10 protein-coding genes are annotated in these 12,224 nt (G+C 39.7%); 8 read left to right on the top strand and 2 right to left on the bottom strand.

Annotation, left to right across the window (positions count from 1 at the left end; all coding sequences use genetic code 11):
- Window positions 1-432 precede the first annotated feature (432 nt).
- The 7 genes from dppA (at window position 433) to AAZR93_RS15100 (ending at window position 8,954) form a co-directional block, all read left to right on the top strand.
- Window positions 433-2,043 (top strand): dipeptide ABC transporter periplasmic-binding protein DppA, encoded by a 1,611-nt coding sequence (gene dppA, locus AAZR93_RS15130; RefSeq protein WP_434720284.1) that lies wholly within the window; start codon window positions 433-435, stop codon window positions 2,041-2,043.
- A 208-nt stretch (window positions 2,044-2,251) separates the two neighbouring features.
- Window positions 2,252-3,271, top strand: a complete 1,020-nt coding sequence (dppB, locus tag AAZR93_RS15125) for a dipeptide ABC transporter permease DppB (RefSeq protein ID WP_434720283.1) — start codon at window positions 2,252-2,254, stop codon at window positions 3,269-3,271.
- Between the two features lie 11 nt (window positions 3,272-3,282).
- Window positions 3,283-4,185, top strand: a complete 903-nt coding sequence (gene dppC / locus AAZR93_RS15120; protein ID WP_336430748.1) for a dipeptide ABC transporter permease DppC — start codon at window positions 3,283-3,285, stop codon at window positions 4,183-4,185.
- 12 nt (window positions 4,186-4,197) lie between these two features.
- The gene (gene dppD, locus AAZR93_RS15115) at window positions 4,198-5,178 is read left to right on the top strand and encodes a dipeptide ABC transporter ATP-binding protein (RefSeq protein ID WP_434720282.1); all 981 of its coding nucleotides are present in this window, start codon (window positions 4,198-4,200) and stop codon (window positions 5,176-5,178) included.
- Window positions 5,175-6,200, top strand: coding sequence for a dipeptide ABC transporter ATP-binding subunit DppF (gene dppF / locus AAZR93_RS15110; protein WP_434720281.1), 1,026 nt, complete (start codon window positions 5,175-5,177; stop codon window positions 6,198-6,200). Before dppD ends, dppF begins: the two co-directional genes overlap by 4 nt.
- 200 nt (window positions 6,201-6,400) lie before the next feature.
- Entirely contained in the window at window positions 6,401-7,099 is a 699-nt protein-coding gene (locus AAZR93_RS15105; RefSeq protein ID WP_294107155.1) for a HAMP domain-containing protein, read from the top strand.
- Between the two features lie 340 nt (window positions 7,100-7,439).
- Window positions 7,440-8,954, top strand: a complete 1,515-nt coding sequence (locus AAZR93_RS15100) for an insulinase family protein (RefSeq protein WP_434720280.1) — start codon at window positions 7,440-7,442, stop codon at window positions 8,952-8,954.
- A gap of 69 nt (window positions 8,955-9,023) precedes the next feature.
- On the opposite strand, the gene AAZR93_RS15095 is transcribed toward AAZR93_RS15100, so the two are convergent.
- Window positions 9,024-10,019: a serine hydrolase domain-containing protein gene (locus tag AAZR93_RS15095; RefSeq protein WP_434720279.1), complete on the bottom strand. Its 996-nt coding sequence runs from the start codon at window positions 10,017-10,019 to the stop codon at window positions 9,024-9,026.
- Between the two features lie 396 nt (window positions 10,020-10,415).
- Window positions 10,416-10,850, bottom strand: coding sequence for a DUF3757 domain-containing protein (locus tag AAZR93_RS15090; protein WP_434720278.1), 435 nt, complete (start codon window positions 10,848-10,850; stop codon window positions 10,416-10,418).
- A 285-nt stretch (window positions 10,851-11,135) separates the two neighbouring features.
- Between AAZR93_RS15090 and AAZR93_RS15085 the strand changes: the two genes are divergently transcribed.
- Window positions 11,136-12,200 (top strand): NAD(P)H-dependent flavin oxidoreductase, encoded by a 1,065-nt coding sequence (locus tag AAZR93_RS15085; RefSeq protein WP_434720277.1) that lies wholly within the window; start codon window positions 11,136-11,138, stop codon window positions 12,198-12,200.
- Window positions 12,201-12,224 lie beyond the last annotated feature (24 nt).

The following is a 12,224-nucleotide window of genomic DNA, read 5'->3' as shown; positions in this document are numbered from 1 at the left end:
CCAATATCATTTCTATGTGAATAAAAAACAAACTAAATACTAACATAGGAAAATAGTTTCAATATAGTTTCTCTTCAGAATTTTATATTGTAGCTATTTGGATAAAACGCTATTTTCGTTCAGTAATTCAGCACTTAATCACAAATATAAAAATAAATCACCTCACTATAAAACACTAATCATTGCCAATTTTGTGGATATAACCTCTACCTATCAATATTAATACTAATATATTAACCTAAATTATGGATGTGATTGTTTCTAATATGTTGCAAAAAATATACTAAGGCAGTATGTGATGCTATTGACGAAGTGGATGACAGTTGATTAATTGCACAGTGAATAACAAAAAATACAGATGTTATATCTGTCTCTTGAATGATGGATGTAAACATCAAGCAAAAACAACATGAACACCACAGGAGCATATAGATGACGCGCTCTCTTAAAAAGACAGGTCTATTAACCGTTGGTTTAACGCTTGCTGCGTTGGCAGTTTCCGCATCAGTACAAGCTAAAACATTGGTTTATTGTTCAGAAGGTTCTCCAGAAGGTTTTAATCCACAATTATTTACCTCTGGTACAACTTATGATGCAAGTTCAATTCCATTATATAACCGCTTAGTTGAATTTAAATTAGGAACGACGGAAATTGAACCTGGTTTAGCTGAAAGCTGGGATGTGAGTGACGATGGTAAAGTTTATACTTTCCATCTGCGCAAAGGGGTTAAATGGCACTCGAATAAAGAGTTCAAACCAAGTCGTGATTTGAATGCTGATGATATAATCTATACATTCATGCGTCAGAAAGATCCAAATCATCCGTATCATAAAGTTTCAGGCGGAAGCTATGAGTATTTTATGGGTATGGATATGGATAAAATCATTGATAAAGTTGATAAAGTTGATGATAACACGGTTCGTATTACCCTGACACGCCCAGAATCGCCATTCTTAGCAGATATGGCAATGGATTTCGCTTCTATTCTTTCAGCTGAATATGCTGACCAAATGTTGAAAGCCGGAACCCCAGAGAAAGTCGACCTTAACCCAATTGGAACAGGTCCTTTTGAGTTACAACAATATCAAAAAGACTCGCGTATTCTTTATAAAGCAAACAAAGAATATTGGGGAACTAAGCCTAAACTTGATCGTTTAGTATTCTCAATTACACCTGATGCTTCGGTTCGTTACGCAAAATTGCAGAAAAATGAGTGCCAAGTTATGCCATATCCAAATCCGGCAGACTTGGAGCGTATGAGAAAAGATAAAGATATTACTTTGTTGGAACAGCCTGGTTTGAACGTAGGTTATCTCTCTTATAACGTTGAGAAGAAACCGTTGGATAACCAAAAAGTTCGCCAAGCATTGTCTATGGCGGTGAATAAAGACGCCATTATTGATGCGGTTTATCAAGGTGCTGGTCAAAAAGCGAAAAATCTAATTCCACCAACTATGTGGGGTTACAACGACGCAGTTAAGGATTATGAATATAATCCTGAAAAAGCAAAAGCATTACTGGCAGAAGCAGGCTTCCCAGAAGGTTTTGAGATTGATTTATGGGCAATGCCAGTACAACGCCCATATAACCCAAATGCGCGCAGAATGGCTGAAATGATCCAAGCTGACTGGGCGAAAATTGGTGTTAAATCGAAAGTTGTGAGTTATGAGTGGGGTGAATACCTCAAGCGCGCTAAAGATGGTGAACCACAAACCGTAATGATGGGCTGGACGGGCGATAATGGTGATCCTGATAATTTCTTTGCTACCTTATTTAGTTGCGCAGCTAAGGAACAAGGCTCTAACTATTCTAAATGGTGTAATCAAAGTTTTGAAAACTTGATTCAACCTGCGCGTATGACCGCAGATCATGATAAACGTGTTGAACTGTACAAACAGGCTCAAGTGGTTATGAATGAGCAAGCACCAGCGCTCATCATCGCGCACTCAACCGTGTTTGAACCAGTGCGTAAAGAAGTGAAAGGCTATGTGGTTGATCCACTGGGTAAACATCACTTTGAAAACGTAGATATCGAGAAATAATCGTTTCTAATCTGTATCTGCCCTTCACTGCGATCTCGTGGCGAAGGGCGTTTTCTTCTTTAATGTTTAGAAAATCTAGAATATTTAGCAAAATCTAAATATTAGAAGAAACAGGAAGGTTCAGTTATTTGTGAGCACTCAGAGCATTTTTTCTGAGTAGCCAAACGGACTAAGAGCCGTCAACGGCATTATTAAAGAGATTCAGGATATGTTGCAATTTATCCTTCGACGCTTGGGGCTCGTGATCCCCACGTTTATCGGTATTACATTATTGACGTTTGCTTTTGTTCACATGATCCCGGGCGATCCTGTGATGATAATGGCAGGTGAAAGGGGGCTATCCCCTGAAAGACACGCCTATCTAATGGCTGAGCTAGGGCTTGATCAACCACTATGGCAGCAATATCTCCATTATATTAATGGGATATTTCATGGCGATTTAGGTATTTCCTTGAAAAGCCGCATTGGTGTTTGGGAAGAATTTTTACCCCGCTTTCTTGCCACTATGGAATTAGCCACCTGCGCAATGATTTTTGCTGTATCGGTAGGGATCCCTGTCGGGGTACTGGCGGCAGTAAAACGTGGTTCTATTTTTGATCATACCGCGATTGGCATTTCCTTAACGGGCTATTCAATGCCGATTTTCTGGTGGGGGATTATGCTTATCATGTTGGTATCGGTACAGCTAGACCTCACGCCAGTGGCGGGAAGGGTTAGTGATACTGTTTTCCTCGATGATTCACATCCACTCACTGGCTTTATGTTAATTGATACCCTAATTTGGGGGGAAGATGGCGACTTCATGGATGCGGTTATGCATCTGATCTTGCCTGCGATTGTGCTTGGGACAATACCGTTAGCCGTCATTGTGCGTATGACTCGTTCAGCTATGTTGGAAGTGTTGGGAGAGGATTATATTCGCACCGCGAGAGCGAAAGGCGTTAGTCGTGCCCGAGTCATTTTAATTCATGCACTACGCAATGCATTATTGCCTGTCGTTACGGTTATTGGATTGCAGGTTGGCGTGATGCTTGCCGGCGCTATCTTAACTGAGACAATTTTTTCATGGCCAGGACTTGGGCGTTGGTTGATAGAAGGGTTACAGCGACGTGATTATCCTGTTGTTCAGGGCGGTGTTTTACTTGTCGCGACACTAATTATTCTTGTTAACTTAGTGGTTGATGTACTGTATGGCATCGTCAACCCACGTATTCGTCATAAAAAATAAGGAGCGCTAAAATGTCTCAATCTACCGAGCCTACTGTTGTCAGCGCCCCACAGCCGATGACGCCATTACATGAATTTTGGCATTATTTTAAACGTAACAAAGGTGCCGTTGTTGGGATGTTTTACATCATCCTAATGGTACTGATTGCCATTTTTGCTGGAGTTTTGGCTCCTCATGCACCAGATGAGCAATTCCGTGATTTTTTACTGACTCCTCCGGTTTGGCAAGATGGTGGGAGCTGGCAATTTATTTTAGGTACTGATGATATTGGCCGCGATATGTTGTCACGCTTAATGTATGGTGCGCGATTATCACTCTTAGTGGGCTGTTTAGTTGTGGTTCTCTCATTAATTATGGGAGTTACTTTCGGTGTTATAGCGGGTTATTTTGGCGGCGTTGTTGATGCTATCATCATGCGTATTGTTGATATCATGCTAGCACTACCGAGTTTATTGCTCGCATTGGTGCTGGTGGCTATTTTTGGTCCCTCAATCGTTAACGCCTCCATTGCACTGACATTTGTCGCATTGCCCCATTATATTCGCTTGACCCGTGCTGCCGTTTTGGTGGAGGTCACCCGAGACTATGTCACGGCTTCCCGTGTAGCAGGAGCAAGCGCTACGCGTCAAATGTTCATCAATATTTTACCTAACTGTCTTGCACCATTAATTGTTCAAGCATCATTAGGTTTTTCAAATGCCATTTTAGATATGGCTGCTTTGGGTTTCTTGGGTATGGGCGCACAGCCACCAACTCCTGAATGGGGAACGATGCTCTCTGATGTATTGCAATTCGCACAGAGCGCTTGGTGGGTAGTGACATTCCCAGGAGTGGCAATTTTATTGACTGTATTAGCGTTTAACCTGATGGGTGATGGTTTACGCGATGCATTTGATCCAAAACTCAAGCAGTGATGAGGTAATCTAATGGCATTGTTAAATGTAGAACAACTCTCAGTACATTTCGGTGATGAAGGTTCAGCGTTTCGCGCCGTTGATCGCATCAGCTATAGCGTTGAAAAAGGACAAGTTGTTGGTATTGTTGGCGAGTCAGGTTCAGGTAAATCGGTTAGCTCTCTTGCGATTATGGGCCTAATTGATTATCCCGGAAAAGTTATGGCGCAGTCGTTGCAGTTTGATGGGCGCGACTTACTCTCTATTCCTGAAAAAGAACGCAGACAAATTGTTGGTGCGGATGTTGCGATGATTTTCCAAGACCCCATGACGAGTTTGAACCCTTGTTTTACGGTGGGTTATCAAATCATGGAGGCGCTGAAGGTACATCAAGGTGGTAACAAAAGTACACGTAAACAGCGCACTATAGATTTACTTGATATGGTGGGAATTCCTGATCCGCAATCACGTCTTGATGTTTATCCGCATCAATTATCGGGCGGCATGAGCCAACGAGTCATGATTGCAATGGCAATTGCTTGTCGACCAAAATTGTTGATAGCTGATGAACCAACGACTGCGTTAGATGTGACTATTCAGGCTCAAATTATTGAACTCTTGCTTGAACTACAACAGCAAGAAAATATGGCGTTAGTGCTGATTACCCATGACCTCGCATTAGTGTCCGAAGCGGCGCATCATATTATTGTTATGTACGCAGGTCAGGTGGTTGAATCCGCGAAAGCGACTGATATCTTTAAACACCCTCGTCATCCATATACCCAAGCACTTTTACGTGCGTTACCTGAGTTTGCAACGAATAAATCACGATTGGCTTCATTACCAGGCGTCGTTCCCGGTAAATATGATAGGCCATTCGGTTGTTTATTAAATCCTCGTTGCCCTTATGCAACGGATCGTTGTCGCCAAGAAGAGCCGGTGTTACAGACTATCGGTAATCGTCAGGTGAAATGTCATATGCCACTGGATGATATGGGGAGGCCAACGCTATGAGTGAAAAACAACACACGCCTTTGTTAAAAGCGGTTGATTTAAAGAAATATTATTCAGTCAAAGGGGGCTTGTTTTCAAATGAGAAAACCCTTAAAGCACTGGATGGCGTTTCATTTGAATTAGAAAAAGGTAAAACTTTAGCGGTTGTCGGTGAATCAGGTTGTGGAAAATCAACTCTAGGCCGTTTACTGACTATGATTGAAGTCCCGTCTGAAGGTGAGCTCTCTTATCTAGGTCAAAATCTACTGATAAAAGATAAATCTGCGGAAAAGTTACGCCGCCAGAAAATACAAATTGTATTTCAAAATCCTTATGGCTCTTTGAATCCACGGAAAAAAGTGGGCCAAATACTCGAAGAACCTTTGTCGATTAATACAACGTTATCGAAAGAGCAGCGTAAAGATAAAGTTTTATCAATGATGGCGAAAGTCGGGCTTAAGACTGAACATTATAACCGTTATCCACATATGTTTTCGGGAGGACAACGCCAGCGTATTGCAATTGCACGTGGCTTAATGTTAGATCCTGATATTGTGGTCGCAGATGAGCCAGTTTCGGCTTTGGATGTCTCTGTTCGTGCTCAAGTTCTTAATTTAATGATGGATTTGCAACAGGACTTAGGACTTTCATATGTATTTATCTCACATGATTTATCTGTAGTAGAGCATATTGCAGATGATGTGATGGTGATGTATTTAGGTCGTTGTGTGGAAAAAGGGACCAAAGAGCAGATTTTTAATAATCCGCTGCACCCTTATACTCAAGCACTTTTATCGGCGACACCAAGGCTTAACCCTGATCTAAGGCGAGAAAGGATCAAGCTGACTGGTGAATTGCCTAGTCCTTTAAACCCGCCACCAGGATGTGCTTTTGCTGCGCGTTGTCGTAGAGCTTTTGCTCAATGTACTCAATTCCAGCCAACTTTAAAGGAATATAATGGGCAATTGATAGCTTGCTTTGCTGTTGATGAAGATGAAAAAGCTGTCGATATTGATGGAAAACACACAGTAGGTGTGGCCTAGAAAGCACAAACGGCAGAAAATTCGATGTTTCTGCCGTTTGTTTATTCGATTTTTGTGATTGTTAGCCATTAATATGTATCTTATCTGAAATATTCAATCTTTCTTTTTAAATTGCTCCTTTGCTTACAAAATCAAGTATACTGGCTGCCGTATTTCGTTTTCTTTAAAAAGATGCTCTTGATTAGAAAGGTTGCGGCCAAATGAACACCCGAGTCCAACGCTCACTAACGTTAAAAAGTATGATTGTATTCTTTGTGATTACGCTACTTTTTCTCGCACTTTTTTTAGCTATTCAATTTAGCTATTTATTAGAACAACGTAAGCAAGACTACTTGAATCAATTAAGTAATACGGTGGTTCAAATTCAGAAACCGTTAACGGATTCATTACTGAGTTCCGACTTAAATGAAACGAAAAGATTGCTCATCAGTTTGAAAACGTCAGGTATTATGGGTAAAGCGATGATTACGGTTGATAATGCAACTGTAATGAATTTAAGTTTCGCAACCCCTCGGCCTATTCCTGATTGGGCTGTTACATTTCTCAGTCTTCCTGTTGAAATGACCGTACCATTGTATGCATATGGTAATGTAGCACCTCACGCTAAGCCACAAGGGTATTTGACCTTGCAGGTAGATTCAAACCGAGTATATCGATTTGCGCTTAATACACTTGCGTTAATGACAACAACATACTTATTGTTAGTACTGATTATTGCGATTGCAATGACATGGTGTGTAAGTCGAATGATCATCAGGCCGCTACGAAAAATAGCCATTGAGTTACAGACGGGTAATAACGTAAAAAGCTTGGATGTATCTGATTATCATCAAGATGATGAGCTAGGGTTATTAACAAAAGGCTATAACCGTCAAATAAAAAAACAAAATTCAGACTAAGCCATGAACATGCACTAATCTTTATGGTCTAATATCGTTATATACCCATTTTCTTTTTGTCACATGACGTTAATGATACATATAGTTGTTTTATTATAAACATAGAGGCTAGGGACCAACCAAGCTAGTCGCTGAAAATTATTGAACGCTATTGTGACAGTTGTTATCGTTGAAATGTAACTTGAATCGTCTAGGGTATTGTTAATAATGGTATTGTCGATAATGGTAAAATCTGATGAAGCCAAGCTATCTCATTTAACCTGATAAATTCGCGTTTTTAGTTAATTTATCCACCACAATTTACGGTTAAATGTAAGAGTAAAAACACATAGGGGTCTACATGCAGGGCTTGAACTTTCGGTATATCATCAGCGTTGTATTATTGTCAGTCACTGGTTTCGCCAGTGCTGAGGCATTACAACCTGATCCAGCATGGCAGCAAGGAAAGCTAGAAAATGGCTTTAGCTGGCAATTATTACAAACACCACAGCGCCCAAATGATCGTGTTCAACTTAGGTTAGCAATCAAAACAGGCTCACTGACTGAAAAAGCCAGTGAAAAGGGTTACAGTTATTTGATCCCTAAAATGGCACTGTATCATCAAACAGATGCATTTCCAGCCGCCGTACTACAAGATTTTTGGCGTCAGGCCGCTGATCCTGATATGCCTATTCCGCCAGCGGTTGTTTCATATGATTACACTATTTATAGTTTAAGTTTACCTAATAACAAACCTGAGTTAGTAAAGCAGGCGCTTAGTTGGCTTGCAACTTCAGTGGCTGGGGCAACTTATACTGAAACCTCGTTACATAATGGTCTAAATATTCCTAATCTTCCTGTTGCGACCTTACCTTTGGATGCGAGTGATCCTGTTTGGCGTGCGCGCTTAAAAGGTTCAGCAATGATGGGATATGATCCGGGTCAAAAAGTAAATGATAATATTGATTTAGCAAGTGTGAATTCATTTTACAAGAAATGGTATACACCAGATGTGATGACATTATATGTCGCAGGCCATGTTGATTCACGTATGTTATCAGACAGTATTTCACAGACCTTTTCTTCTCTAGAAGGTCGGCGTTCAGAGCCTGTTTCTGTTGCTGTGCTCTCTGCGGTTAAGCCTCAATCAATCGATATGCTACAAGATAGACAAACTAAAGATACGCTTTCATTGATTTGGGATATTGATTGGTTGCCAATCAATGATTCCTCAGTGCTATTGCGTTATTGGGGTAGTGATCTCGCTCGTGAGGCGGTATACCGCTCATTGCAAAAAACGTTTAACCAAAAATTTAGTCAAGATGAAGTCGTACCGGGGCTAGATTGCAGGGTGCAATACCAAAAAGCCAGTTGTACGCTTACTATAACAGCGCCACCAGAAAAAATGGCTGCGGTTACGGACGTGGTCTTGAATGAATTGGTCACTATCAATCAAAATGGCATCGCACCTGAACTGTTTGATGAGATGATCAAAGAAAAACAAGTTCAGTTATCACAACTGTTTGCCGCTTATGCACGTACTAGCACGGATGTGTTGATCAGCCAGCGTTTAATTTCCCAGCAAAATGGGGTGGTTGATATTGCACCAGAACAGTATCAAAGTTTAAGACAAGTATTTTTGGCATCGCAGAATCTTGAACAGGTCAATATGGATGTTCGACGGTTATTGTCTCAGGAAGCGGCTTTTGTGTTGGCGCAGCCTAAAGAAAAACAGACCATGGATGCAGAACAAATTCGTCAAAAATTTAGCAAAGCATTGTGGCCGCAGTCACAGCCAATTCCCCCTACTGTGGGTGACGTTGTGACTCAAGAACAAGCAATTCAGTTAGCGCCTGCGGCACCAACGACTAAATAATAAATTACTTAATAATCAGTAATAGTAATTGAATGAAAAATAGCCTCTAAAGTTTAAGAGGCTATTTTTTTATCCTCTAGTCAGTAACGACTCAATTGTTTTAATCAGCACATCTCGAGATTCTCTGTTATCAACGAATCCAGCAGCACTGATTTTGGCTTCTGGCGCATAGTAAGCAACGGACCCCCAAAAACCGAGGTGTGAATAAAGGGTAATGCCATTAACGACACTAGCCATGATCCCTAAACGATATTCCTCTGCTCCTTGATGATTACCAGTACTTAACATGGTCTCTAGTGTCTCAGATGAGGTGAAAATAGCCCCATTGAATAATGCTTCAAAAAAGAGTGCCATTTGCTTTGAAGACATGATTAAACCACCACCACCATAAGCATCCATTGATGCATGAATATCTGTACCATCCAGCTTACCAAGATATTGCCGTGCACGAGGTTCCTGGTGGGTTGGCTGCTCTAAATATTCCCAATAGGCGCTGTTGAGTCCAATTTTATCGAAACTCAATAATTCTCTAACGGCTAAGCCGAGCGATTGCCCCGTGACCCTTTCAATAATATCTCCAAGTAAGATATAGCCAGTATCAGAATAAATAAACGATTCTGATGGTGCGATAAAAGGCACCTGTTTATTGGCATATAACTCGATTTGTTCTAAACGGCTCCATTCATGATCAGGATGTTTGAGAACCTTAGAGAGGTAATCCGCATCTGCGTGGTCAAGTAATCCACTACTGTGATTCAATAAATGTCGAATGGTAATGCGATCAGTATCATAGGGAGGGCTGAGAAGTTCATTATATCTAGGGGTGATGTAATGAGAAATCGCACCGTCGATGGAGAGTTTTTGCATTTCGGCTAGCCTTAGAATGGCTGCCGCGGTGAATGTTTTGGTATTGCTTGCAATTCTCAGAGGGGTATCTACGGTTAAAAGCGCGCCATCAAGGTCGCTTCCTCGCGCACAAAAAGTTTCTATGCTGTTTTTTGTTTGGTTGTGAGAGTATAGGGCGACGCCACAAGATAAACTTTCAAGAGATAGCATTGTTATCATTTTATTTATTCCAAATTTTTCATACTTTGTCGTTATAGTGATCGCTTCATATTCACTTATAATATACTTGAATAATTAGTTAATCATATAGTCAAAAAGGCTCTTCTTCTTTATGAAAGTTATTTGAAAAATTAAAATTTCATATCAACTACTTGGGTAACAGAAATCTAATGATAAAGGGATTATGTGGTTGGCTATAATTTTAAGTTTGTTATTTATCATTATATTCAGATTAAATTTTCACGTTGATTAAAATTATTATATTTTTCGGTATTAATTTAATATTTTACAAAAATGAATTGAAATGATAATGAATTTTTAGATTATTTATTAATTTTTTCAGTTTTTCTGAAATGTATTTTTAGTTGGTTTTAACTATTTTTTAGTTTTCAATGTTTATTGGCTGATTTTAAATATGCAATTTTCAGGTAATGTATTCTCACATACATTATAGGTTAGCCCAAAATTGCCACTCTCTTTTGTCCAACCGTTTCCTTCGGTTTTTATTGTGAACTCTTTTTCATTTTTAGGGGTGAATCGCATATCTAGGGTTTTATTTGTATTAATATTATAAGTACAGTATTGGAACTTTAAAGGTGTTGATTCACTTTCCTGAATAGCAATGCTCATTTTAAATGATTGTACTGGGTTTTTTTCACCAATAATTCCTTGTAACACACCTGACCATTTGCCATTTTCCCCATCGGCACTGAAAACACCACTGCCAGTTTCATTAATTTCATGAAGTTTTGGGCAATGTTCTGTGGCTTGAGCTACTGAAATAAAACCTATAGATGTCATTATTGCTAAAATTGAAATTATTTTTTTCATATTAAATTCTCCTTTTTAAATGAGCTTGTTTTATACATAAAAAAATATATCAATACAAGTGTAGATGAAATGAATGAATTTTAATTTCAGATTTATTTTTAATATGATAATTTGTGTTTTAATGTTTGCGGCGTTGTTTTTAATTAATTTTTTTTAATATATTTAAATTTTCAGATATAGTCATGATAATTTAGTTATTATTACGCAATCGTTGTGCTAGTCTTGTTATTCGACTACTAATTGTGCTTTGTCGCCGTAGGACATAATATAAAGGTAATAAATAAAATGAAAAAAACAAATATATTTTTATCTCGCTTAGGTTTACGGTACCCAATTATTCAGGCACCTATGGCAGGGGTATCCACAGCAAAGTTAGCCGCAGCAGTCTGTGAAGCGGGTGGGTTAGGTTCGCTTGGATTAGGAGCAAGTTCTGTTGAACAAGCACGGCAACTGATTGCTGAAACCCAAACACTGACAAATAAACCGTTCAATGTGAATTTATTTTGTCACCATCACCCGCAACGCAATCATGAAAATGAACAGGCCTGGATTGACTATCTGCTCCCACAATTTTCTGAATTTAAGATAACGCCTCCAAAGAAACTTAATGAAGTTTATCAGACATTCATTGATAACATTGAAATGCTTGAATTATTACTTGAAATGAAACCTGCGGTAGTTAGTTTTCATTTCAATATACCATCAGCGGAAGTTATTCGTCAGTTTAAACAACAGGGTATTTATACCATGGCAACGGCGACTAATTTACAAGAGGCGCGGTTGATTGAATCAAGTGGAATTGAGGCAATTATTGCACAAGGTATTGAGGCTGGGGGGCATCGGGGAATGTTTGATGTTCAAGCGAAGGATGAAAGCCTGACAACTAATACGCTTGTTTCTTTACTTCACCGACATACAACGTTACCGATTATTGCGGCGGGCGGTATCATGGATGGTGATGATATCAAACTTGCATTGCAAAATGGTGCAATGGCAGCTCAGCTTGGTACGGCATTTATTTTATGTCCTGAATCTGCGGCAAATGCACATTATCGCGCTAAACTTAAAAGCCAAACAACTGACAATACCGTATTAACTACAGCGATCTCTGGTCGTCCCGCAAGGGGTGTTATCAATCAGTTTATTCGGATTGGACATGAATATGGTGCTAATAAATTACCTGATTATCCCATTGCTTACGATGTAGGCAAGCAACTCAACGCAGCAGCAATGCAATTAGGTAGTGATGAATTTGCTGCTCATTGGGCAGGGCAGAGCGTTGCAAGAGCGAGAGAAATGTCAGCAAAGGAATTAGTGGAAATATTGGCGCAGGAAATGGGGCGAATATAGCTAGAGGTGATTTTTTGGGGATAA

Origin of the sequence: Providencia sp. Je.9.19 (genome assembly GCF_051129765.1) — a bacterium.
In the GTDB taxonomy this organism is placed as follows: domain Bacteria; phylum Pseudomonadota; class Gammaproteobacteria; order Enterobacterales; family Enterobacteriaceae; genus Providencia.
Note: the sequence above shows the minus strand (reverse complement) of the source record. Positions and strands in the feature narration are given on the sequence as shown.